The following is a 25,369-nucleotide window of genomic DNA, read 5'->3' as shown; positions in this document are numbered from 1 at the left end:
AGCCGGGCGTGTGGATCAGGCTCGCGGACCCCAGCACCACCGCCATATCGTCGATGCGGTCCAAGGCATCGAAACGGGTCGCAGTGGTCCCCGCACGTTCCTCGATACCATAGTCGAACTCTGCGACGACAGTGATCGGCCATTCCCGCCCTTTGGAGGCATGCCAGGTGACGATCTCCACGGCCTCGGCGCTGTTGGCGGAAGGATCGGGATGACGGTCGAAATCGCGCTCGCCTCCACGGGCGTCGAGCCAGCCGAGAAAGACCTTGGCAGTCTCGCCGTGGAACCCCGAGGCGGATTTGAGATCGCGATGCGCGGCTTCGAACTCACCCGCCTCAGCCTCTAGCCGCAAAAGATCGGCGCGGGATTGGGCGGCGTCAGGCTGACGTTCGGCCCAGAGGCGCAGGCCGGCGGCATCCAACACCAGATCAAGGGCCGCACCCGCCGGCAGGCGGGCCAAAAGGTTCGACAGAGCGGCGAGCCGCATCAGCACTGGGTCATCCACCAACCGCCCTTCCATTTGGGCGGATAGCGCCTCCTGCAAGGGCAGCGGGTCCGGGCCAAGCGTGCGCAAGAGCAGCCCGCCATGGATATCCGCCGGATTGGCGGCAAAGGCCAGCGCGGCGCGGGCGGCAACAATCACCGGACTTTTCGCCCAGCCATCCTCGGCGATCCGCACCGGAACGCCGCGCGCGCGCAGTTCCTCGGCATAGCGGGCGGCGGTGGTGTGGCGACAGACCAACAGCGCGATATCCGAGGGCCGAGCCGGTCGGGCGGCCTTCGTGTGGCGGTCGGTGATAGTCTCAGTATCAGTCAGGATACGGGCGATGCGCTCGGCGATGTGTTCTGGGGGCTGCGAATACTTTTGTGAGCGCCGTCCCTGCGTAGCGTTCAGCACCTCGATCGCGGGACCTGCGACCGGATCACGGGTCGGTGCCAGTGGGTTATAGCCCGCGCCAAAGAGGCCCGCCCCCATCGCATTGACGAATTGCATGACGGCCGGCGTCGAGCGCCAGTTGCGGTCGAGTGGCTGGGTCGCATCGGGGTTAGCCGCCGCAAGCGCCTGCGACAGGCGCGGATCGGCCCCCTGAAAGCCCATGATCGACTGTTTCACATCGCCCACAAGCAGGGTGCGCGGTGCGTGCTGGCCAAGCTGCCACAGCAGCGCGAATTGCACCGGGTTGGTGTCCTGGAATTCGTCAATGATGACGCAGTCGATCTCGTCCAGCACCGCCTGACGCACGGCGGGGTCGGTGCGCAAGAGCCGCTCGGCCCCCGTGATCATATCGGCGAAGTCGATCAGGCCGAGCGCCTTTTTGCGGGCCTCATAGGCCGCCATCACCTCTTGCGCGCAGGCGATCAGGCAGGACAGGTGCAGCTTGGCATCCTCAAGCGGGCCGGGATGCGAGGGCAGGACATCCGCCGCCGCCATGATGGCCGTGGCGAGGTCGTCATAGCCGTCGGGCGTTTTCGTGCGGCTGTTTGAGGTGAAAAGCCCGCGCAAGTTCTGCCAGATACCCCAGTCAAGGGCCAAAAGCCCCGGATCACGCGCCACCCGCCGGAAAAGCGCGAGGTTCTTTTCCAGCGTTTCCTTCGGACCTTTGGCCGCAACGGTGGCCATGCCGCCCTCGGGGAAGGCAGTGATCATGGCTTGAACGGCGGTCTCGAGTGAGGCGCCAGCCGCCGCAGGGTCCTCCAGCACCGGGCCATAAACCGCATCCAGCCGCGCCAGCGCCGGGGCGATCAGGCCGGGGTCACGCCCCTTGTCGCCAAGGCTGCGCAGCAGGTCGATCATCGACAGCACCCGGCCGCGCAACGAATCTTCGACCGTCTCGCCCTTCACGAAGTTCGGGGCATAGCCAAACCGCTCGGGTTCGGCCTTGATCGGGTCCAGCGCCTTGGCATGGGCCAGCGCCTGCCGGATCAAGAGATCACGCTCGGCATCGCCCAAATGACGCGGCTGCGGCGAGGCGCCCGCCGCCAGTGCATGTTCGGTCAGAAGGCGCAGGCCCAAGCCGTGGATGGTCGAGACATAGGCGCGTTCCACCGCCATCGCCTCGGCCACCAGCCCATCGGCCAAAAGGCCGGCGCGGATCCTCTCGCGAAGCTCGCCCGCCGCAGCCTCGGTGAAGGTCACGGCAAGAATGCGCTCGGGCCGGACGATGCCACGTTTCACCCAGTCCGAGAGCTGGGTCTTGATGCGGTGGGTCTTGCCGGCGCCGGCGCCTGCAGGGACGATGACCAGACCATGATCTGCGTTGGGGGCCATGGTCATTCCTCCTCGACCGGGCGGATGAAGGCGGTGACAAGGGCGGAGCCATCGGTCAGCGCATAGGGGACAAAGCCTGCCTCATTTCTGAAAAATGTGGCATCCTCGGTGGTGTTCAGCACGACCCGGCCTGCGCCGAGTTCGGCCAGCCGTTCCGCCAGCTTGGCCACCGCGCCGGCGTTCACCGCGTCACCCATGTCGCGGGCGGGCGACCCCTCGGGCAAAGCGAGACCCGACGTCAGCAGCCCCCCGTCATTCATCAGATGATAGGCCACCGCCACCTTGCGGCCGATCAGGGGCACCATCCCGTCCCCCTCGCGCCGGGTGGGCCGGGCGATCATATCGGCGTAAAGCCCGGCCTGCAGATCCCAGCCCGCCTCCATCCGCTGCCGCCGCCCTTTTGTGCCACTTTTCTTGTGGTCAACGATCAGGAGCGCGCCGTCGGGCAATTCAAGGATCGCATCGGCCTTGCCGTGCAGATTGATGCCATGCGCCTCACCGGCCAGCCAGATTTCATTGCCGATGATCTTGGCATTGAGCGCCAGCAAATGGTCGCGCCAGCGCAGGGCCGCCGCCATGATCTCACGCTCCAAACCGTGGCGCTCCATCTCCCATGACGGGCTGCGCAGATAGCCCGCGTGACGGGTGAGCGCGCGGTCATAGGCCTCGGCGATCAGTTCTGCCAGCGCCTCGGTTTCCGGGAACGGCTGATCCTTCAGGAAGACATGCTCAAAGACATCATGGGCGATATTGCCCCTTGCCATCACGTCGAGTTCTTCGGTCGACCAAGACATATCCTCGGCCCCAACCTCGGCCAGAAGCCAGGCGAGCGGGCTGACAAGCAGCGTCTCGAGCCGTGAGGGCGATTGCGGTTTGGCGGTGCCGTCATCGCGCCGACGAAGGGACAGAAGGTCATGCCCCGGGAAAGCAAGCTCCTCAGGCAATTCCGCGGGTTCCGGCACCGGCATCAGATGGTGATACGCAATCGGCCATTCCGCAGGGCTCTGACGCGACAGATCGGTGATCAGATCGCTGGCATCCTCAACGCCCGCCACCGCCCGCGCCACCAGCGACAACCCGGCCGAAGGTTGCAAGCGCCCGCCCGCCAGATCGCGCCATGGGATGAGGAAGGTGACGCTGCCGGAAACCGCCTGAAGCTGTTGATCAAGTAACGCGAGGCTTTGCGCCAGCCCCTCGGCCCGACCGCGAAGGTGAACGCCGGTTCCCGCGTGTATCGCAGCGATCTCGCTGTCAAGAAACAGCGGATTGGCACGCGGGCGAGTCGGGTAAAGCCCGTCGGTGAAATCGCTGACGATCAGATGGCGGCATGGGCGCCACGGGCTTTCATGCGCGGACCAGAGGCTGACGCCTTCAAGATTGCGGTCGGGGTCCGCAACCATGGGCGGCGTGATCTGAATGCCACGCAGGATTATCTCCCAATCCGGCGTGCCTTCGCCGGGGGGTACAGTCAGCCGCGCGCGGACCTGATCGCCTTTTCCGATCCGCTCGCAGATCCGGTCCAGCAGGAATCGCAGCTGCGGCAAGCTGCCGGCCGAGGCGCGGATATCGTCCCACAGTTCCTTATGTGCGGGCGTGTCCGTGAGGATGGAGCCTCGGAAATCGCCACCCATGAGGCTTTCGGCAAGATCGCGCCCGGTCTGTGCCGCCCAGGGCATCAAGGGAGAAAGCGCGAGGCTCGCCAAGACCATAGCCGGAGTTGGCGGTCGCTTGGCCAGCGCCAGATGTAGCGCGGTCTCACCAATGACATCTCGCTCGGGTAATTGGCCCGGAAGGCCCGAGAGCGGCACTCCCTGGGCTGAGAAAGCGCGCGCGATCTGGCGCAGATCATCGCCCGACAGCACGGCGATTTCACGGGCCGAAACGCCGGACTCAATCAGCGCCCGGGCTTGGGCGGCGGCGAAATCGGCGCAGGCGGCGGGATCGCGCAGACCATAGAACGCGAGGCTGTCATCCAGAACCCCGGCCTCGATATCCTGCGCTGAAACACCGCCCTGCAGCGCGTGCAGGCGGCTGCCGATTGCGGCCCGGGGCGTATAGGCGCTTGCGGGAACAGTGCCGAACTCATCCCGCAACCGGGCAAAAAGCGCCTGCAGCGCCGCAGGAGCTAGAGGATCCAGCGAACCTTCAACCACCGGCAACGAGCCCAGGAACGACCCATGCGGCAGGGCCAGCACATGGGAAATCGGTGCCAGCCCCTCTGGCAGCGCATCCCCCAACCTTTGCCACAGCGCGACCAGCGCCAAGAGATGCCGCTTGGCGCGGCTGTCTGGCAGGTGATCGACGTTCGGCACCTTCAGATCCGGCGTGGCCAGCACAAGATCCGTCAGCGCGGCGGTCACCGCCGAGATCGTCTCGACAGGCGCATTGGCAAGACTTTCGGCCCAGACCGGGTCAGGCGCCTCGGCAATGGCACGCCCCGGCGCCCATTCGGCAGAATTGGGGGCAAGGGACAATTCGGCAAGACCGGTATCGGTCAGGCGGTATTGCAGGCCGGAGCGCGGATCAGTGACGAGGAAGGGGTAGTGCATGAAGGGCCTGCAATCTGCGGATCAGGAAAACTGTAACGAGGATGAGGGCTTGGGCATCGAGGTCGACTTCTTGCTTCCCGCCGAGCGCGTAGCCGAACCTGCACCGCCAACACGGTCGACGAAGCTAAAGGTTCTCGACATAAGTCACGTAGAAACCACGGACCATCCGGTGCTCCTGCATCCGTTCTCCCAGCGAGAAACCGTTCATCTTGCGAGGCGTTGGCTGGAAAATATCCAATCCGCGATCCAGAACCATCTTCCAGCCAGTATCCGTCGTGATGTCGCGTGCATGGAGAGTGCCGCTCCCATCGAAGGCCCATGTGAAATCGACGCCCGTGCCTGTGCAGGCTTCAGCAATCCCGTCCAGGCACTCTCGCTGCTCCTGAATGTTCCCATCGTCCGGAGCCGTGACAAGATGCACAGCGATCTGATCTTCAGGCTGTTTGCGCCTGATCAGCATCTCGATCAGTTCCATCACGTTGCGCGCCTGATGGAACTTCCGGATATAGGGGTCTGTGATGATGATCCGCGTCGCGCCATCCGTCCAAGGACCAAAGATCTTGTCGAAACTGATGCCCTTGCGGTTTTCTGGGAAAACGACATGTCCGGGAGTTGGGGGTGAGTGCGGGGCAGCGGCAACGGCAGGTGCTGCGGAAGCAGCCACCGTTGAGACCGGCTCTGCCGGTACCAACCCAATCTCTTGTTGATTCGTACCTTCACTTCCATCGTCGGTTGATCGACGGTGGTAGAACTGGGGGAACTCCTCTTCCTCCAGCGTGGCGACGGCGCGCTTTGCGCCATCCGATGCGATGTAATGGAAATCTGCTGCCTCAAAGGTGCTGTCGATCCGCAGGAGCTGATCCTTCACCCGCTTTCGGCATTCAATCGCAAAGCGCAGCAGTTCTTCAACTTCGGCTTCTGTCTCGCCTCCATTCGGGAAGATCAGCTTCAGCAGACCTGACATGGTCTTGTTGATCGCCGCACGGTCCCGGATATGGGTCTGAACCGGAATGATGAAATAGCGATCTGGCCGGTGCGAGAAGTCCTCCGCACGCAGATGGCGCAGGATTTCGGCGAGATAGTCAACAATGAACCCATAGCCAGATGTGAACATCTCACCCCGGATGATGTCGACCTCCCATCCGGGCAGATAGGCATGCAATCGATCAATAAAGGCGCTGTCGTGGAACTGCGGCGGCAGAGCTTCGAACAGGTCCGTATTTTTCAGCATCCAAGGCACGTTATGGTCCGTGTTGCCGACGAAGGCGAAGCTGGCCTCGGCGCCCATCGGATTTACACCACGAGAGAACTGCTTGTTTGCCATGTAGTTCTTCATGATATCGACAAGCGCCTTGTTGGCCGTCTTCTCGCGGCCGGCAAATTCGTCAAAGGCCACGACATCCCAAAACCCGACCAATCCGATCCGGCCATTGGAATTGTTCACGAAAAGCTTGGGAACCGTGATTTCACCGCCCGAGATCAGCTGACCATGTGGCGAAAACTCGGAATAGATATGAGATTTTCCCGTCCCCTTGGGACCAAGCTCGATGAGGTTGTAGTTGCGCTCAACAAATGGGACCAAGCGCAACAGTTGCAGAAGTTTTGACCGGCGCCCGAACAGTGACGGGTCAAAGCCGATGCTCTGCATCAGCAGATCGATCCATTCCTCGGTGGTGAACTTATCCCGCGTCTCGCGATAGCCGTCATAGTCCACACGGGCGATCTGGATCGGCTTCAACGTGTCGATGATCCAGGGGGAGATCCGGCTGTCTTCCGAAAACTCGTACTGCACATCGGCGATGCACCAAATACCCGTAACCAGCAGTTTCGGGTGCGCCTTTACCGTGGCGCTGTCGATGGCAACCCGCTTGATACCGAGGTTTTCAAAGACCGCCTCATAGGCATCGGTCTTTTCATTCAGCGCCACGCTAACCTGATCGATGACCTTGTAACGGCCACGCTCCTTGATCGTTGATTGTACCAACCCCGCTTCGGAACGATGAACGTAGTGCTTGCGCAGGATGTCCTTGACCGTTTCAATGCCTGTCGCAATGGAGGCTTCGTCGTCGGTCGCGCAATATTGGCCGAGCAGGTATTCGAGCACATAGGTGGGAACAATGGCGTTCCCCTTCACAGCCTTCACCAGGTCCTTGCGAACCACGAAACCGGCAAAATGCTCGTTGATCTTGTCATCAAGGGTCGACATCGGCACCTCAGAAATCGAAATCTGTGCTGATCCCGCGTTTCAGCAGCAGCGGCTGCGATGCGTGATCTTCGAAATGGCTGGTCTTGCCGATGCGCGTTCGCAGCTTCAGGAAGACTGTCTGATTGTTATAGGCATCTGCCGCCTTGGACAGCAGGAAGCCCCGCGATAGCTCACGCTCGCGCGGGTTCTCGGACGCGAAATCGAAGTCCAGCTCGGCTTCGTCAGAGACGAGCGTTCCATCGTCGGCAAAGATCGCAGCATGCACCTGCCGGGGCTGCTGCTTGTCGGTCACTGGCTCCGCCTGATAGAAGGTGACCTGGATCTGGCCCGTGGTGATCTGAGCACGGGGTGGCGGAATGATCTGCACCGAAACCTGTCCGACATCCTCCTTGCGCTGCTTGCCGACACGCAGGACCGGCAGGACGATCTCCTGCAGGCTCGCCCCGCCATGGACAAAGCGGCTGCCCGATCCTTTGACGCGCAGGCGGTTGATCGAGTTCGGGATCAGAATGTCCTGCTCACCTTCCAGCCCAAGCTGTGCAGCAGAGAACTTCTTCATGCCGCCACTGCTGTTAAGGCCCCGGCCGATCACGAAGCGCCGGTTTCGTGTAACGATCTCGCCCTCCGGCTCGCTCAGCGCGAAGCCGCTCTCTTCCAGAGCCTTGTGCTGCCACAAGAAGCCGTGATCGGCGGTGATCAGGATGTTCGAGAAATTGGCCGAGGTCAGCTTCCGCACCAGCTTCACCAGATCCTCGATGGCAGTCTCTGCCGCAGCGGGGACATTTTCCTCCGTGGCGAGCTTGTCGCCAATTGCGTCGATCTGGTTGTGATACAGATAGAGGACATCATGATCCCGGAAGAGGTCTTTACCCTCCGATGATCCCAGATTCATGAAATCCTTCGCCGCGAGAACCTTTACCCGGTCTCCAGTCCGGCCCGCAGCAAGAGCCTTTTCACGAGCGGCGGCCCCCATGGTGCTTTCACCGTTCAGCAGCACCAGATCATTGTCGTCGCGGATCGCCAGTTGCCGGTGCGGCAACAGCGCCGCCATGCCAAGCTGCGTGTAGCTCGGCAAAACCCCGATCATTGGCTTCAGTTCAGCATCGAACCGATTGAGCTTGCGGATCTCGCGTAGCGCCTCTTCGGCCACCTCATAGCGCAGCGCATCCGAGATGATGACGACGACCTTCTGATCCTTGCGCCGGTATTCAGCGGCCTGTTCCCGATAGAAATCCACCTGACGCGGAAAGCCCGGGACCGCCCAGTCCGTCAGGCGGGCAACCTGATCCTGCCAGGCATCGTTCAGCTTGAGCACGAAACTCGTAGTGTAACGGTTCTCAACCGCCTCATAGAGCGCGGACAGCAGCCCCGACTGACCGCTTTTCTGCATGTGATAGATGAACTTGCGATAGAGCTGGTCCAGTCGAAACCAGCTTGCGGAATAGCGCTTCACACCATCGGACAGGCTGGTCATCGTCAGATCAGCCTCGGCCAGCGCCTGCTGAAACTCGGTCGCAAAGCCAATGGCCTGATAGACATCCGCGTAACGGCTATACCAATGGCTCTGGCGGCGATCGCGCACCCATTTCAGCACATCTGTCGCCGACAGGCTCTGCCGGGCCAGCCCCTCAACGATGGCGACAACGATCCTCCGGTCCACTTCCTCGAAGTGATCATGCGGCATGAGGGTGCGAAAATCGCGGGAGGCCAGATTGTCCCTGATCTTCAGCACGTCCTGATAATCGCCCGACAGCTTCTCGAACGCTTCACCCCACCGGCGCGAGGCGCTCCAGCGGCGGAACATCAGCGCGGCATCGGTGTTCAGGGGGGCAGCTTCTCCCATGGCCCGCGCCCAGGCGCTGGAAAACAGCGTGATGGCGAAATCCTGAAAATCCGGCGCATCCGCCGCATAGCCATAACGTGCTTTCACTTCCTTCCAGAAGAACTCTGCCAGCCCGACCCGATCCACCAGCTTCAGCGCGTCATCACGGTCTTCCGCCAGTTCTGCCAACAATGCCTCGATCACCGTATCGAGATCGCCATCCGCACCAGCGCAGACCGCCAGCATCTTGCGGCGGACATCATTCGCGCTTTGCGATGGCCGCTCGCGCTCGATGGCGCGCAGCGCTTCCAACCGTTTGCCGGAACGGTAGAATTCGGCGTGGTCGCGCACTGCAGCTTCATACTTCGCCGGGATGCCGAGATCCGCCACCCAGATCGCCGCCTGATCGGCGCGGAACACGACGCTGGCAAGTTGCACGTCCAGCAGCCAGTTCTCAGGCATTGGCGGCTCGGGGCCGTCCTTATAGAGCAGGAACCGCGCCTTCGGCTCCTGCCGCAGCATGCGGTATTTCAGGCCGAATTCGTTATTGGCGAGCTCCACCTTGGTGACGCCGGGCAGGTCCACCGCATCGAACGCCGCGCGCAGATCGCGAGCAGCGTCATACCAGAAGACGATGCGATGCCCCTGATCCTCATAGAGCCGCATCAGGCCGGCGGTGATACGGTCAGTCATCCGCAGCCTCCAGCCCCTTGATTGGCTTCAGAGCACCGGCGAACAGCGGATAGTTGCGCTTCACCCCGTCATCCAGATCGATGGCGATCTTCTGCTGCGCCATCGGATAGACGACTTCGCGCTCCCATTCGGTCAACTCGGCGATCTGCTTGATGACCGTAGCCGTTTCCTTCTGCGCCTTTGTTTGCTGGGCGGGCGTGGCGGCAGGATCGACGGCCAGCTTTTCCAGCCGGGTGCGTTCCACCTCCAGCTTATGGATGAATTCGCGCACATATTGGTTCAGCACCACCGAGACCGTGTCGGACCGGTAGCGGTGCATATAGATCAGCGCATTGAAGCTGCCCTTGGGGCTGGAGAACATCCAGTAGATGGGGCGCTTCTTGTAGCGGCGCACATGATAGTCGAAGAAGTCCTTGGTGAACCACTTGCGCAGATCCTTGCCGAGGGCGGCTTCGATGAAGGCAAGGTTTTCGCGGAACTTCGCCTCGCCAAAGGTGACGCGCAGGAAGTCGCGGGCACGGGTGACGATGTCATCGGCGAACCAGTCGGCGTCCAGCACCGGGATGACATTGTCACGGTCTGGCGCGAAGGTCGGTTCCGGCACGCGCGCCAGATATTCTTCGATCCCTTCGCCTTGATTGGCGAGGATCAGGCCGGGCGCGTCGAGGCTGTAGCGCCCGAACATGCAGCCCACGGCATAGTGGAGGAATTCGGCCACCGTATCCTCACGCAGCCGCGCCTCGCGATCCTCTTCCGATCCCTTTACACCATAGCGATAGGCCGGGTTGCAGGTAAGAGTGATTTCCTCAGTCGGCACTTCGGGGGTGAGTTCGTCTGCAAGACCATAGGCGTCGATGAAGATGCGGTTGTTCTCTTTCTCCAGCCGCTGCATCTCATCCGTCATACCCTGCCAATGGGCGCGGAGGTTGGTGAAGCTGGCCGCCAGCGTCTCGGCCCGGTGGTCTGACGAGAGCAGCGGGAGCATGGTGAAATCCCAAGAGGTTTCGTAGGCGTCCCAATCGAGCTTGGCAAAGCCGATCAGTTCTCCAACGTTATTTTCAATTTTTTCAGATCCTGCGATCAGAGCCGGAAGCGCTAAAACATCCGCTACCTGAAAATTCATAGTGGGGTTAATCGCATTTAAAAGAAATGTCGAAACTTTAGTATTCAAGAAACCGGTCGCGAACTCATTGCTCTGGCCATCGGTCGAGAAAATTGTCGGAGACGCAGAATCGTACTCAATACTTGTATTCTTTATCCTGAAGCTAGGCAGCGCTGATGTAATTTTTGTCCAAGTCACCCCTTGCTTTCCGAGAAACGCCTTAGGCGGCAACCCGCCAAGGCTTTCATAGTGTTGTAATGCTGCTTGGGACCAGTCAGCGACACTTTCCTCGTTACCAAAAAAGCGACGGAAATCACCTCCTTTGGCAATCCTTTTCCACCGCGTTGAGGAAGCTGAAACTTCCCACCCAAACCGAATATATTGTTGGCCGTCATGCGTCTTCAGTCGCCCGCCCGACTTCCAGCCATCTGACATTTTAGCATGGTCGAATAGGTCGAATTTTCTGATCCAGTATGAAATCGGGCTACTTGGAATTTTTGCAAAATCGTCAGAACTCGCCACGGCGAGGCGCTCATTTTTCGGAGGAAATTCAAAAGGAACACCGTACTCATCCGTCTCATAGTACCGCACGCAGCAAAAGTTAGCATTGAACTGCCGATGTACAGAATTTTTCAGAACAAATGCTGACGTTCCAAAGTTTATCCCCATGCTCGTCCCACCTTTGCCGAGATATGGCATATGAACCAGCGAGATAATTGAGGCGTCGGAAAGCATTTTGGATCGCAGTCTTTCATATGAAGAGAGGAACATCCAACTCTCCATCGTCACCATTGAGGTGTAACCGGCTTTCAAGGTCATATGCCCCCCGCGCTCAATGAACGCCGAGAACATGTCAGACTTACTGTTAGCATAGTTAGCTTTGACCCAATCACCGAGGGGGCCGTTCATGCCTCCGGCCCCCATGTATGGCGGGTTAGCCACCACTACATGATATTTCGGCGACAGCGCCTCGGCCATGCGCAGCACGGCCACGACACGCTCCTGCACCTCTTTCAACAGCAGGTCAGATCCGAAATCCCGCGCTTCCACCACCCGCAGCGTCTCGGCCGGGTCGCGCAGCTTCGGCACGATCAGTGAACCGAAGTTCTTGGCCTGCTCGAACTGCCCCAGCGTCTCGCGCAGGTCATCGGTGAACAAATCCTTGCCCACCACGGCGGCCACGTCTTGCATCTCGGCAGGCGTGAAGCGCACATCCTGCAGCACGACAATGTCGGGCTTCGCCTCCATCCGCAGGAAACGCCTCCGCCCCAGCCTTGCCGCCACCTTCATCGACAGGGCGAATGCCGCCAGCGCCCCGGCGCGGTCGTCAATCTCGATGCCGGTTAGGTTGTGCTGCAGGATCAGGCCGGGGATTTCGGCCGCGTCATGGCCTTCCTCGGCATAGATTTCATAGAGCAGGTCAAAAGCGTAGGTCAGCATATGACCCGAGCCGCAGGCCGGATCGCAGATGCGGAGTTCCTCGGGCCGATTGATTTTCAGGAAATCCGTCCCCGGCTCTCCCGGCGCGATGTAATAATCCATCTTCGCCGCCAGCTTCGATTGCGAACGGTTCAGCAGCCACAGCCGCCCCAGCGAGTTTTCCACCAGATAGCGGACGATCCAGTGCGGGGTGAACAGCTGCGTCGCGGCGGGAATATTTTCCGCCGTGATCTTTTGGTTCTTCTTCAGCCCCGCAAAAACCTGATCCTTCTTCTCGCTGATATAGAACTGGTAAAGCCAGCCGATGATCTCGACATCCTGGCAAGCCTCTTCCGTCATCACCTCGCGCAGGCGCGCCAAGATGCTGTCTGGCGACAGAAGATCGTCGGGCATCAGCAGTTCGGTATAATCTTCGGCCCGGTCGAGCATGTCAGCCCGCTCGAACATATAGGGCATCGCGCTATGCCATTCGTTGCAGGCATGGATCAGCAGCAGCCGATAGGCCTCCGCCTGCCCGTCATGGGCGGGGCGGGTGCCGTTCAGATATTCGGCGATCTCGGGCCGGGCGCGATCCGGCAGGTTGCCCGCCATCGCCTCGGCCAGAATCTCGGGCCGAGTGGCACCATCGGCAGGCGACACCACCCGCGGGTTAGTCAGGCCCGTGACATCCATGAAGCGCAACGCGGTGAAGCGGTTGAACCATGTATAGGCGGCCTGTTCGATCACCTGGGCGCGGTTGTTGTTGGCAGCGGCCTCCAGTTTCACAATCGCCTTAGGATGTTCGCGGCGAGCCGCTGCGCCTTCGGCCAGCACCATGTCCAGCCGGGCGGTGACCTGGTCAATCAGCAGGTTGCGCGCACTTTGCGCAAATTTCTTCAGGGCGTTGGTATCCATCAGACAATCACTTTCTTGCCCGCGCCGATCTCGGCCAGCAGGGTCTTTTTCATCTCATCAAGGTAGCGGGTCACATCGTCTTCATCTTCGAGATAGGCTTTCCCGATAGAGATGGTGATCGACTGGGCGTTGACATACTGGGGCTTTGTCGGCACCGGCGGCACATATGGCTTGGCCGGGGCTTCGGCCACGCCACCTGCAGGTTGGGGCTGCGGAGCGGGCGTCGGCGCCGGTGCAGGCGTCAGTTCGGCGATCCGTGTCAGCGTGTCGGCCAGAAGATTGGAACGCACCTCTGTCGCCCGATGGCGCAAGGCCGGGATCAGGGTTTGCGAGGCCACGGCGGCTTTCTGCGTGGCAAGCTCATCGCGAATACGCGTCTGCTGCTCTGGCGGTAGCGCACGGAATTCCGAGGTCTGGGTGGTTTTCTCGGTCACCTCTTCAATTGCCGCGATGACGGCGTTGCGCTCGGCCAGAACCGATTGTTCGATGCGTTCCTTCAGGGCGTAGAAATCCGCCTTTAGTTCCTGGATCGCGGTGCCCTTGAAGCACTGCGGATCGGCCAGCGCCTGACGCAAACTATCGGCGGCAGGAGCGTCGGCAAAGGTGACGTTCTGATCCTGCGCCGTCAGGAAAGCGCGCACCTCGTCATAGATACCCTTCTGCGGTCCGGACATGAAGCTGCGGATCTTGTCGAGGATATCCTCCTTGGCATCCAGCAGCTGATCTTCCTGCCCAACCGGGCCGGTAATGAACCATGTCGCCGACTGGTCGCGCATGCTGTCCAGCATGGTGCGAAGAGGATCAAGGGAGGCGGCGAAGGGATAGGCTGCAATGGCACGGCTCTCTTGCTCGACATCACCGAGCAGCTTGCGCAGTTGCGTCTGCCACTCCGCACCCAGACTGCGCGCGTCATTCCCCGAGGCGGGAAGATCGAACAGCTCCTGAAACAGTTCGCGCGATTTGCGGATCTGGGCAGCAGTGAACTCGATCTGCGGGGAAAGCAGAATGTTGCCAAGGGCATGGCTGTTGCGCAGCCCCTGCACCAGCGCATCCCCTTCCAGCAGAGCACTGTCGGCCCGAGCCTCGAGCTTGCCCCGCGCGACAAGGCTCGCGGTCAGGCAGAGAACCGCGATGGCGGGCCAGCCATAAGGTTTTGCTCCGAACTTCTCGACCAAAGCTTTGACCGAGACCCGCGTCCCAAGGCGCATCTGAGCCTGAGCATGATTCAGCACGTCCTGCTCGGCTTCGGTCAGACCGCTGCCTTCGCCGCCAAAAAGCGCGCCATCAACGCGTCCGGCTCGTCCAAGATCTGCTTCGGTGTAAGTGGCGCCGCGCAGGACAGGCAGGCTGGTATAGACCTTGTCCACCAAGACCTGGAAACCTTTGACCAGCCGATCCTGCGGATCTTCGCCACCGATCTCCAGCTCGGCACCGCGCACGAAGAGCCGAGCATCCGCGATAAGGCCGCGCAGCCGCTGCACCAGTTCCTTTTCGCGACGCGTATTCTGGTCACGCTTCTCCGCAATGATACGATCACGACCGGGTTGGGCGTCGCCGCTGGTGACCTGACGCGCAAATTTTACGGTCTGGAGCCAGAGGACGAGATCGCGCGTAAAACGCACGTCACGCCCGAGCAGGACAACCATCTCATCGCTTGCCATGCTGTTCGAACGAACCACATCCGGTGCGTCGGAATCGTCGCTGAACGGCGAGATGATATTGACGGAAAGCTCATGTTCCCGGTTCAGGCTGTGGCCGTCAAGCTTGCGGGTGAAAGCGTAATCGACGCCCGTGCCGGCATGCTTGATCTTGCCGTGACGGAGGATCGCGCCGAACGCCAGTTCATCTAGCTGCCGTTCTATCTCGGCGGGATCGACGGCGATTGCCTTGATCTCGGCCTCGACGTCCTTTTCCTCATTGGTGAGGAATTCATAGACCTCGCCGTTGCGCTGGATCAGCGTCTGACGCTCCAGAAGCGACAAGGCCTCCTCGATATTGCGGCGCTGTTCGGTCTGGTCCGCCTCGAACCGGGACAACAGGAGGATCGATATGTTGCGGGCAGTCGGTTTGAATTCCTTGACGTATTTGACAAGGAACAACACCTTCAGCACCCGCACGGCAAAATCATCGCCAAGGTTCTTTTCAGCCAGTTGGATTGACTGCTGAACCGATGACTTCAGGGCGGTGCGAATCCCCTCAAACATCAGGTCAAAGGTCGCCAGCCCCCCAACCGGCGTGTCGGCCAGCTTTTTGGCCACCTCCTGAAACACCCCCAGCATAGAGCGTTCGCCGACCGAGCTGTGCTTGCCCTCAAACGCGTTATGCTGCGAGAGGCCCATGATCGCGCGCTGGAACAGGTCATACTGGTAGTTCGGGAACGGGTAGCTCGCGACGAACTGGTCTTTTCCGGAGAAGTTCCTGAACTTGAAGGAATTATCGCCGAAATCGAACAGGGTGCGCAGGTTGTTCTCCTCAGCATCGTAAAGATTGCCAAGGGTGATCTGACCAGCCTCGGTCTTGGCCAGCAGACGGCGCTGGATGACTTCGGCCACATCCTGAGAGTTCAGCGGCATCCGGTTGGCGAAGCGTGCCTGGATTTTCGAGAAGTCATTCTCCTGCTGCGCCGTCAGATCCCCGATGACCGAACCCATGTCCTGCTGGGCGGTGACAACAATCCAGGCCTGCCCCTTGCATTTCGTGTTCAGGCTTTCGGCAATGGTCTGCAGGTTCGTCATCAGTTTGACGTTGTCGGCGATATACTGCCCCACCTCATCGACGAAGAAATTCAGCCGGAACTTCGGCCCCTGCGCATCGATCCACGACTTCACCATATTGGCGAAATCCTCGATCGAAACCTTCGTATCCTTACGATACTGGCCAAGAATATCCTTGACCTCATCGCCCGTGACCTCGGCAAAGGCGGCGGCAATGTGCTTGCCTTCCATCAGAGCCTGTTCGCGCCCGCGCTCCCAAGGCTTTCCGGAAGACTGCGCAAAGGCCGCCTTGAAGGCATCGAGCTTGCCTCGACTGTCCAGATCACGCTCGAACTGCGCGATATGCGGGAGCTTGCCATAGTAGCCGCACATCTCGTCAAAGACCTTCTGGAAGACGGCGAGAAGCGCATCGACATCCGCCTTCGAGATCACATCCGCCTTCTGGTCGATATTGAACAAGACCGACCGGGATGGAATCGACACTGCCTTGCGCAAAGCCCCCGCCAGCATCGGGTTGCCCGCAAGCTTCCGCTCAAAGATTTCGACGGCACGCTGCCCTTCGACCTCGTCATTCTCCAGCAGAAGGGCGAGCATCTTCAGCAGGTGAGACTTACCTGACCCGAAGAAGCCAGAAATCCACACGCCGTTCGCGGTATCATAATTGTTGTAGGCGTCGAGGAATTGCTCCAGCCGAGCGCCGATCTCATTGGTGATGACATATTCATCGAGCTCGGTCAGGAGGCTGGCCTTGTCGTCAGCCTTGATCACCCCATCGATCGAACGGTCGACCGGCTTGGCAAAGATATCACGCAGAAAAGTAGCCATCGGTCAGACCTCGTAATTCATGATATTGAACGCGCGGTAGTATTTGTCGTCATGGAGTAAGCCGAACAATTCCAGCGATGCTCCTGTCGCCAGCGCGTGCGTGTATTTTCCCGGAAAGAACATGACCGTCGGGCGATCTTTCGCGGTGCTTTGCAGGTTGTTGAGTACGTTGTGCGACCGCAGGTAGGGGTAAACCTCGCCTACGCCTGACAGGAAGATCACGTCGTGCGGGACTTTTTCGATGTGCCGCGCAATCTCTGGAATGAGGTGTGCCTGCGGGTCCAGAACCCCCTGCAACAGTTCCTTGAGCTCCGCCTTTTCCGTTTCGGCTTCAACCTCAAGGATCTGCTCGAAGATACCCCGGTCTTCGAGGATCCTGATCGAAAGGTCATAGAGATCAATATCAAGTACGCGCACACCGGCATGGCTCAGCCGTGCGATCAGATCCTCGCGATCCTCGCCCAGGCTCAGTCCGTCTTCGGCATCAAAAGCGCAGATAAAAAAGGGAACCTCGTTTCCCAGCCCTTGCTTTTGCAAGAACCGATCGCTGGAAACTACCCTGAATAGGTGCTCGGCGCGGGCGCGCCGATCAGTTTTCGTGCCCACCATTACCCCCCATTTCCGGGAAAGACCTGCAAGTCCGCCGGATTACTCTCCTCAATCAGCCGCTTCATGCGCTCCGATAACCAAATCGGCTGAATTCTGCCCTCGACACTTCTCAAGCCAGCTTCACGCAATATCCGAAACAGGACCTGACGCAATTTCGCACAGGTTGAGGCTGAAAGCTCAGCAAGGCCAGGATCACTCTCGGCTTTCTCCGCGAGAAAGCGGTCAAAAACCTCATGGCCCAGGTCGAGCCGCCATGATTGGTAGCGTTCGCTGATCACCTCGACTGCGAATTCGTATACAAAGCGATAGGTCCGGCAGACCGCCAGCCACACCATTGCCTGCTGTTCAGCGCGGTCAGCCTCTGCCGACAGGTACTGGCGCTCGGCATCCGAGAGATGGCCTATCCGGTCGTAAACTTCACGAAGCGTGCGAGTTTGCGAGGCCCGTTTGGGCAAGGACGACGCGCCCTGGGCCAGCAAGCGCTCACGAGCAGACGACCAGCTCTCACCGGATTGATAGCCTTGCGCAATCGCGAGGCTCTCATTGAGCATGAGCCCGCCCACACCAAAGGACATCCGGTATTTCGGTACGGCCGACATCATCGGGGCGCGACCCCGCTTGCCATGTCAGCGTCATCGAACTCATGCTGCGCACGCGCAAGGGCGGCGGCAACCTCCTGTTCGTCTGCTGCAACGATATGCTGGGTCCGGGGGTCTCGCAGCCTTGCCCCCTCAAGGAGCCCCAGCCGCTTGAGTACATAGAACAGCATGGCATAGCGAACTGTGAGTACAGCGCGCCCATCCACCATGTTGTAGTCCTTTGCAACCACCGCCTGCTGACCGGCCGACAGTTCGGGATGCGGCACAATGATGATGTCGAATGATTCTTGCCACAGCCTGTCCTGAGCCGCACCGGCACCCGGCTCACCGAACGCGCCGTATCCCAGGACGCGCGAAAGCAGGAAATCCTTGAACCGAGCCGTTTCATGGCACCAGGCCCGAACATGCCAGCGCAGACCATCAAAGCCAAAGGCATGGGGAGTGATCCGCCGCCATGCCGGATCGGGTCGATCGCGGTTCATGGATTGATAGTGAAGCTCGAGCGACCTTTCATCCCGAACTGCCGCCAGAACTGAACGCAGAACTTCGGTATCGATCTTGCGGCGCAAAGTAAGTGCGATATCCATGTCAGGCGGGGTCGAAAGCCAGTTCGAGCCTGGCTCGGCGAAACCTTCCGCCATCGAGCGCAGCCGCATGAGATAGGCATCCGGATCCGGATCAAGGAACACCGGTCGAAATTCCGGCCCGGCAACGTAGCGGCGCGCGCTTTTGTCATAGACCGCGTTCAGCGGCGCCCGCTCCTGATAATGGGTCAAATCCTTTGATGCCTGCGGAACCGAAACGCCAAACGTATCGATCAGGTCAGAGCGATTAACGCCCCCCTCCCAGAACAGGCGGAATTCGATGAACTCCAACCGCCTCTCGACACCCCATTTCAGCATTGCTCGTCCCGCCGCACTTGAAAGGATAAAAAGTATATGGGACACCTTGTGATGTCCGTATATTTTCTATTCTAACAAACCTCAAACTGTCAAGCCCGAGGAAGGCCGGATGCGCACCGTGTCACCGTGCACAAACACGGCGGGGCAAAAGCGCTATCGAAGTCGGTCAGCCTGGACGTGGGCAGGGCCACGACATCTTCGATACCGACACGGTCGATGTCGATTGCAGCCAATGCTACGGCGTGATCGTACAGTGCCGTCAAACCCTATTTTCGCCGGGCCAGCCCTGTCAGCGATCGTGCCAGGCTCAACAGCCGCCGAGACGCCGGATTGTCGTTTTGCGCGGACCAGACCATGCTGAACGGCAGCACCTCATCCGCAAGTTCCCGGTAGGTGATCCCTGGAAACTGGGCGACGGTCGTTGCTTCGCTCGTCAGAGTGAGGCCGCGACCGAGAGCGACCAGCGATAGGATATTGTCGCGGCCGACCTGCTGAGACTGAATATCGAGGTGGCGGCCGAGACCGGCAAGGTGAGCAACCAAATAGTCGTGGATCTCCTGACCCGGCGCAACGTCACTCACAATGAACCGTTCGGAGACCAAATCGCCCCATCCAAGTTCCGGCTTGCCCGTCAAAGGGTGGTTATCGGGCAGCACCACGAAAACCTTCTCGCACCATAAATGCTCCGCCTCACAGCCATCCCATGCCGCGGTTCCCGTGATGAATGCGACGTCCAGACAAAGTTTCCGGACAGCCGCGATGTGCTCGGGCGGATTGCCGTCAATAAGGTCGACCTGCACGTTCGGGTGGCGCGTGCCGAAGGCACGCAACAGATCGAACAGAAATCCTGACGCAAGGGACGAAAATATCCCGACCTTGATCAGCCCTTGCTCCGCCCGGCCAACCGCCGCCACCTTGGTCACCCCAATGTCGATCTGGCGAAGAGCATGGCGAGCGTTGCGCAGGAATTCCCGCCCGGCAACGGTCAACCGCACCCCGCCAGCATGGCGCATGAAAAGCGACGCCCCGAGTTCATCTTCGAGATCACGGATTCGTCGGCTGATGGAAGATTCCTGCACAGAAAGCGCGGCAGCAGCCTTGCGAAAACTCCCATAATCGACGGCGGCCACAAAATATCGCAACTGGTTCAGCCGGACCGCAGATGTGCCGGGTTTCCCCTCAACGACCTTTGTGAGGCTATCATCAGGCGAGGTCTGATTGTTCCCGATCACAGCCATGGTGCATCATCCGAAACAGCGTTCGGTTTCTGACGGGCAGCCCGCCATCATCAACGCGAAAATCGATCTGTGTGCGTTCATCGGCTCTCCGCACATCCTCAAACTAAACGACGTTCAGTTATCGAATGCTGCTTCTTGACTTCCGGCTCGTCAACGAAAAAAGTAAATGTCGTTTAGTTTTCACGACAAGTTGCAACAGGCATCAGAATGGCCCGTCCCCGGAAAGAGCAAGAACTTGATATTGCTCGTCGTGCGATCGACGAAACGATCCGGCTGCTGTCAGAGCGTGGCGACCTCGACGTACCGCTGACGGCAGTTGCGCATGCCATCGGTTGCACAGCGCCAGCGCTTTACGGCCATTTCCACAACAAGAGCGCCTTGCTGCGCGCCGTTCGGGACGAAGGTTTCAACCAGCTCTACAGAGAAAAGCTGGCCGTCTTCCAGCAGATGCGCGGCAATCCATTCGGCTATTTGCGTGACGGGAGCTATGCCTATGTCCGCTTTGCACTGGAAAACCCCACGCTGTACCGGCTGATGTTCACACCGCCGCCACGGCTCGGAGTCAGCGATGATCCATGGTCAGGCGAAGCTGGAAGACAGATATTAAATCTATTGCTGACGGGACTTCGTTGCTCTCAGGACCAAGGCTTTTTGCCCGGCATGGATCCGAGCCGCTCCAGCTTCATGTTCTGGTCAACGGTACACGGCGCGGTGAGCCTCACCCTTCAGAACCGGGAAATGGACCAGTCCGCCAAATGGGACGCGACGCGCGAGGCCGTCGACACACTCATGGAGATCATCGCGGCGACCCGCCCTGACAGGAACGCCACCTCATGAGCGGGCTCTTCTGGCGCTGGCAAAGCCCCGATCCGTGGCGATGAACCGCTCCAGCATCGGCACGATCAGCCTGACGGGATCGGCAGCGGGCTGGCCGGTTTCGCGAGCCAGCACTTCGGCATAGGCGGCAAGATCGCGGTGCAGCGGCCCCGGCAGTTCCACCGTCACCTTCACGGGTTTGTCTTCGATGAGGGGGGCGAGTTTCAGCTTCGTCATGGTCAGTTCCTGTAAGGTTCGAGTACGAGATCGCGGGTAACGATGACCCTGACCGGGTAGCCCGGCCGGATCGTCAGGGTCGGCGCGACCTGCAACTGGCGCTGGACGATCTGTTGCCCGGCCTGATTGATGGTATCCTGCGCTCCGTCGCGGATGGCGCGGATCAGACGATCCTCGTCGTCGGTCGCCAGTTCCGTGCCGATGCCGAGCAGCGTGGACAGCCCCGCCGCTTTCATCAGATCCCACCAGTGGTAATCAACGCCATCTTCCAGCCCGGCATAGCCGGAAGCGTCCGCACCGGGCTGGCGCTCCAGCACGATAGAGCGGCCGTTGGGCAGGATCAGGCGGTTCCAGACCAGCAGCACGCGGCGCTGACCGAACTGCACACCGGCGTCATACTGACCGATGATGCGCGTTCCCTGCGGGATCAGGAGCAGGCTGCCGGTCGGGCTGTCATAGACATTTTCCGTGACCTGCGCGGTGATCTGGCCGGGAAGGTCCGAGCGGATGCCGGTAATCATCGCCGCCGGGATTACGGCCCCTGCCTGAAGGATGTAAGGCGATGCGGGCGCCATAATCCGATCCATGGCAACGGTCTGCCGTTCCACCGGCCCATTCAGAAATGCCGTGTGGCGGTCCTGTGTTGCGGGCTGGCCACCAAGGTCAAGGCCAGCAAGGCCCGGCATATTGGAGCCAGGCGTCGTCGCCACTCTTGGCCCGGACTGGAAGAACACGGTACTGAGACGCGCAGCTTCTTCTTCGGCCAGACGGCGCTCTTCGGCAGGATCGCGGGCAGGCGTCGCCATGGCGGGCGGCGTGACGGGCTGACCCCGGTTCTGGGCATCTAGGATCGGGCCACCGAGATCGCCCGGCAATGCCGGCCCCAGGACCGGCCCGGAATAATCCTTCGGCAGACCCGCCAGTCCATCTGCCGTGGCGCGGTTCTCTGTGGAGTAAAGTTCTTCACCGTTTCCACTCATGTCGCGGGTCTGGAGCGCATAGATCAGCGCCCCGCCGATGCCGAGGAGCGCGACGGCGCCAACACCGGCCAGCATTTTGCGCGACAGGCGCGTGACGCGCGGCGGCTCGGCACGCAGACGCATCGGCGTTGGATTGGTGGTAGCCTCTTCGCTCATGACGGTTGCTCCCCGGTTTTGGCGGGCTGTGCAGCTTGCCTTTGCTCGATGCGAACGATCCTGACCGTCTGCTGCTGCTTGCCGCTACCAAGACGCAACTCAGCCGCTCCGAACAGCCGATCGACGATCAGGATGTTCTGGTGGATGCGGGAGTTGACGATCTGCGTCTCGCCCTCGGAACCGATGACGAAAATCGGCGGCATCTCACCCTGCACGATGCCGCGCGGGAAAACGACGTAGACACGGCGGCCATCATCGAAGACGGAAATCGGCCGCCATGGCGGCGTATCTCCGGTCAGGCCGTAACGATAGTTGCGTGCCGCCTCGACCGGGATGATGGGTGCTGCCGGAACGGTCTGGCGCTGAGCGGCAGGCAGCGCCGGATAAGACCAGGATACGGACGGCATGTAGAGCGCCTCACGGGCGCGCAGCTCGATCATGTAGGTGCGCCGATCGGTCGTGACTACGAGATTGGTTGAGATGTCGGATCGGGATGGTTTGACGAGAATATGGACCCGGCGCGACGTACCGCTCCCGCTCTCGGTATCGCCAATGATCCAGCGAGCGGTGTCTCCCGCCGCGATCGGTCCCGCGCCGGTCAGGCTTTCGCCCGGCTCCAGCGCGATATTGGTGATCTGTCCTGGTGCTGCATAGACCTGATAGAGCGCGCCTTCCGACCAGGGATAGATCTGGATGGCGTTATAGTAACCCTCGCGGCGCGGCTCGACGCGGGCGGCGGCATTGGCGTTCTCGACGCGGCCTGCCGGTGTTCCGGCAGCAGTTCCGCCGCGTGCGACCGTCCAGGCCGGCGGCGTGTGAAGCGGCCGAGGCCGTTCATCGGTGACAGCGGTCGGCACGACGGGCAACGCTGGCACATCGGCATCATAGCTGAACTGCGGCGCTTTGTTGGTGGCGCAGCCTGCCAGCATGGTGGCCGAAAGCAACAAAGCCGCAAAGGCGGGTTTACGGAAAACCGGCAAGGCGGAATTGCGGGAAGACGCGATGGTCATTGGCTCATCTCCCGCGACCATGAAATTGCATTGACGTAGATGCCGAGCGGATTGGCGCGCAGACGCTCGGCATCGCGCGGCGTCTGGATCACGATGGTGAGGATCGCGGTCCAGCGCTCGGTCGTGGAAAGCTGCCGGTTCTCGTAGTGGCGCTCGGTCCAGGCGACGCGGAAGCTGTCGTTCGAGGCGCGTATGACGCTGGAAACCTCGACTGCGATCTGCTGGCGGCCGACACGGGTGAACGGATCATTGGCGCGGGCATAGTCGTTGAGCGCGGCCGCTCCCCTATCCGTGGTGAACTCATAGGCGCGCAGCCAGTTCTGGCGCACGATGATGGCATCCGCCGGGATCGAGCGCGTCTGCTCGATGAAACGGCCAAGATGGAAGGCGATCTGCGGATCGGTCGGACGGTAATCGGCGGTGGCTGCGGCGACGGTCTGGGCCTGGCCGAGATTATCGACCTGCACCACCCAGGGCACGATGGTCCCTCGCGCCGATTGCAGAACGAGCGCGGCAGCGAAGCCCGCCGAGAGGATCAGCGAGCCGAAGGCCATATAGCGCCAGTTCTTGGCCTGCACGCGAGCCGAGCCGATGCGCTCGTCCCAGACTTGTGCGGCTTTCTGGTAAGGCGTCTCGGGTTCGGGCGATTTGCCGTAATGGGTCGCTGGACGTCTGAAGATGTTCATGAGCGGTCACTTTCGGAGATGTTGACGGAAGAGCCGCCGCCGTGGCTGTCACCGGAGCGGACGGCATGGGCGGCCATGGTCGTGCCGTGATTGAGCGCCTGGCGGCGGTGCATCTGCTGCGCCCATGCAGGCGGGCCGTCCGCCGGTGCGGAGGCGGGTGCGGCAGCGCCGGCCACGCTCGCACCGCCAATGGTTCCCTGCGAGGACGATCCACCGGTGACGCCGAGCCCGGTGCGCGCGCCATCGGAGAAGCTGGATTTGACGCTTTCCGCTGCTTTCGAGGCCGTCCGTTTCAGAGGCGATGCGGCGGCGGAGCCTGCCGCGCGGGCAACACCGCCGAGGCCGGAGGCAACACCGGCAGCGCCTGACTGACCGAGCGATCCGACACTATAGGCGGCGCTCGCAGCACCTGCGGCAGCAGCACCGCCACGGACAGCCGCAGCTCCACCCGATAGCGCCGCTGCCCCTCCCTTCGCGGCCATGCCTGCGGCAGCGCCGCCGGCAAGCATCATGCCGCCAGCGGCAAGGCCGGTTCCAACTGCTGCACCTGCGCCAAGCTGCGGGCCGCCAGAAACCAGACCGGAAGCGATGCCAGGACCGAAGATGCCAAGGCCGAGAAGGGAAAGTGCGGCCAGCACGATCGCCATGGCGTCGTCGATGGTCGGCGTCACACCGCCGAAACCGGCCGTAAACTGCGAGAACAATGTCGAGCCGATGCCGATGATGACGGCGAGCACCAGCACCTTGATGCCGGAGGAGACGACATTGCCAAGCACGCGCTCGGCCATGAAGGCGGTCTTGCCGAAGAGGCCGAAGGGAATGAGGACGAAGCCCGCCAGCGTAGTCAGCTTGAACTCGATCAGCGTGACGAAGAGCTGCACGGCGAGAATGAAGAAGGCGAGCAGCACCAGCGCCCAGGCGAACATCAGGCAGGCGATCTGGATGAAGTTCTCGAAGAACGACCAATAGCCCATCATGTCCGAGATGGATTCGAGCAGCGGGCGACCGGCATCGAGGCCGGTCTGCGCCACCTTGCCGGGCCGCAGCAGATCGGCGGCGGAAAAGCTGGTGCCCGAACCTTTCAGGCCAAGACCTGCGAAGCTGTCGAAGATGATCTGGGCGAGATTGTTCCAGTTGCCGATCAGGTATGCGAAGACACCGACGAAGAGCGTCTTCTTGACCAGCCGGGCGATGATGTCGTCATCCGCACCCCAGGACCAGAACAGTGCCGCGAGCGTCACGTCGATGACGATCAGGGTGGTGGCGATGAAGGCGACCTCGCCGCCAAGCAGGCCGAAGCCGCTGTCGATGTAACTGGTGAAAACACCCAGAAAGTTGTCGATGACGCCGGTGCCGCCCATGGTTCACTGTCCCCCGTTCTGATGCGGGGCGGCGGGCACCGGCGTCCGGCCGAGGAACCGGTCGCGGCTCTCGGCCCAGGTGGCGAGGCAGCCGGGATCGTTCACGGCGGCCTCGCCTAACTGCTGGCAGTGGCGCAGGCTCTGGCGCAGCGGATCGGCAGGCGCCTGAAGCGCCGGCGCCGCGCGGGGCTGTGCTGGTTCGTCCTCGCGTGTCATTTCGATCACCGTCGCGGTGATGGCGATGGCCACGAATATGATCGC

Annotated in this window: 18 protein-coding genes; 2 read left to right on the top strand and 16 right to left on the bottom strand. The window is 61.0% G+C overall.

Annotation, left to right across the window (positions count from 1 at the left end):
* The 10 genes from DOU54_RS15495 to DOU54_RS15450 all read right to left on the bottom strand — a co-directional run.
* A partial coding sequence (locus DOU54_RS15495; RefSeq protein WP_286079922.1) for a UvrD-helicase domain-containing protein occupies window positions 1–2,269 on the bottom strand: 2,269 nt, incomplete at its 3' end.
* A 2-nt stretch (window positions 2,270–2,271) separates the two neighbouring features.
* Window positions 2,272–4,818: a PD-(D/E)XK nuclease family protein gene (locus tag DOU54_RS15490; protein ID WP_113731564.1), complete on the bottom strand. Its 2,547-nt coding sequence runs from the start codon at window positions 4,816–4,818 to the stop codon at window positions 2,272–2,274.
* Between the two features lie 124 nt (window positions 4,819–4,942).
* Complete coding sequence (gene brxL / locus DOU54_RS15485) at window positions 4,943–7,024, bottom strand: BREX system Lon protease-like protein BrxL (protein ID WP_113731563.1); 2,082 nt, start codon at window positions 7,022–7,024, stop codon at window positions 4,943–4,945.
* 7 nt (window positions 7,025–7,031) lie between these two features.
* Window positions 7,032–9,539 (bottom strand): BREX-1 system phosphatase PglZ type A, encoded by a 2,508-nt coding sequence (gene pglZ / locus DOU54_RS15480; RefSeq protein ID WP_113731562.1) that lies wholly within the window; start codon window positions 9,537–9,539, stop codon window positions 7,032–7,034.
* Window positions 9,532–12,975: a BREX-1 system adenine-specific DNA-methyltransferase PglX gene (gene pglX / locus DOU54_RS15475; protein ID WP_113731561.1), complete on the bottom strand. Its 3,444-nt coding sequence runs from the start codon at window positions 12,973–12,975 to the stop codon at window positions 9,532–9,534. The genes pglZ and pglX overlap by 8 nt, the downstream gene beginning before the upstream one ends.
* A complete protein-coding gene (gene brxC / locus DOU54_RS15470) occupies window positions 12,975–16,514 on the bottom strand; it encodes a BREX system P-loop protein BrxC (RefSeq protein WP_113731560.1) in 3,540 nt (1,179 codons plus the stop codon). The genes pglX and brxC overlap by 1 nt, the downstream gene beginning before the upstream one ends.
* Window positions 16,515–16,517: 3 nt before the next feature.
* Window positions 16,518–17,123, bottom strand: coding sequence for a DUF1788 domain-containing protein (locus DOU54_RS15465; RefSeq protein WP_113731559.1), 606 nt, complete (start codon window positions 17,121–17,123; stop codon window positions 16,518–16,520).
* Window positions 17,123–17,725 carry a DUF1819 family protein gene (locus tag DOU54_RS15460; protein ID WP_113731558.1) on the bottom strand — a complete coding sequence of 201 codons (603 nt, stop codon included), beginning with the start codon at window positions 17,723–17,725 and terminating at the stop codon, window positions 17,123–17,125. The genes DOU54_RS15465 and DOU54_RS15460 overlap by 1 nt, the downstream gene beginning before the upstream one ends.
* A complete protein-coding gene (locus DOU54_RS15455) occupies window positions 17,722–18,624 on the bottom strand; it encodes a BrxR family helix-turn-helix transcriptional regulator (protein ID WP_113731557.1) in 903 nt (300 codons plus the stop codon). The genes DOU54_RS15460 and DOU54_RS15455 overlap by 4 nt, the downstream gene beginning before the upstream one ends.
* Before the next feature lie 266 nt (window positions 18,625–18,890).
* Window positions 18,891–19,862 (bottom strand): LysR family transcriptional regulator, encoded by a 972-nt coding sequence (locus tag DOU54_RS15450; protein ID WP_075657532.1) that lies wholly within the window; start codon window positions 19,860–19,862, stop codon window positions 18,891–18,893.
* Here DOU54_RS15450 and DOU54_RS27480 point away from each other — a divergent pair.
* On the top strand, window positions 19,843–20,001 hold the full coding sequence (locus DOU54_RS27480; protein ID WP_193603390.1) for a hypothetical protein: 159 nt from the start codon (window positions 19,843–19,845) through the stop codon (window positions 19,999–20,001). The genes DOU54_RS15450 and DOU54_RS27480 overlap by 20 nt on opposite strands.
* Window positions 20,002–20,069: 68 nt before the next feature.
* Window positions 20,070–20,699 (top strand): TetR/AcrR family transcriptional regulator, encoded by a 630-nt coding sequence (locus DOU54_RS15445; RefSeq protein WP_010336171.1) that lies wholly within the window; start codon window positions 20,070–20,072, stop codon window positions 20,697–20,699.
* On the opposite strand, the gene DOU54_RS15440 is transcribed toward DOU54_RS15445, so the two are convergent.
* From DOU54_RS15440 to trbK-alt, 6 genes are all read right to left on the bottom strand, one after another.
* Window positions 20,694–20,915 (bottom strand): DUF2274 domain-containing protein, encoded by a 222-nt coding sequence (locus tag DOU54_RS15440; RefSeq protein ID WP_010336170.1) that lies wholly within the window; start codon window positions 20,913–20,915, stop codon window positions 20,694–20,696. The genes DOU54_RS15445 and DOU54_RS15440 overlap by 6 nt on opposite strands.
* 2 nt (window positions 20,916–20,917) lie before the next feature.
* On the bottom strand, window positions 20,918–22,018 hold the full coding sequence (locus DOU54_RS15435; protein ID WP_439709659.1) for a TraB/TrbI/VirB10 family type IV secretion system protein: 1,101 nt from the start codon (window positions 22,016–22,018) through the stop codon (window positions 20,918–20,920).
* Window positions 22,019–22,047: 29 nt separating this feature from the next.
* Window positions 22,048–23,061, bottom strand: coding sequence for a P-type conjugative transfer protein TrbG (trbG, locus tag DOU54_RS15430; protein ID WP_113731555.1), 1,014 nt, complete (start codon window positions 23,059–23,061; stop codon window positions 22,048–22,050).
* Window positions 23,058–23,747, bottom strand: a complete 690-nt coding sequence (gene trbF, locus DOU54_RS15425) for a conjugal transfer protein TrbF (protein WP_113731554.1) — start codon at window positions 23,745–23,747, stop codon at window positions 23,058–23,060. Before trbF ends, trbG begins: the two co-directional genes overlap by 4 nt.
* Window positions 23,744–25,108, bottom strand: coding sequence for a P-type conjugative transfer protein TrbL (trbL, locus tag DOU54_RS15420; RefSeq protein ID WP_113731553.1), 1,365 nt, complete (start codon window positions 25,106–25,108; stop codon window positions 23,744–23,746). Before trbL ends, trbF begins: the two co-directional genes overlap by 4 nt.
* A 3-nt stretch (window positions 25,109–25,111) precedes the next feature.
* A partial coding sequence (gene trbK-alt / locus DOU54_RS15415; protein ID WP_113731552.1) for a putative entry exclusion protein TrbK-alt occupies window positions 25,112–25,369 on the bottom strand: 258 nt, incomplete at its 5' end.

Source organism: Agrobacterium sp. MS2 (assembly GCF_003261015.1).
Classification (GTDB): domain Bacteria; phylum Pseudomonadota; class Alphaproteobacteria; order Rhizobiales; family Rhizobiaceae; genus Agrobacterium; species Agrobacterium pusense.
Note: the sequence above shows the minus strand (reverse complement) of the source record. Positions and strands in the feature narration are given on the sequence as shown.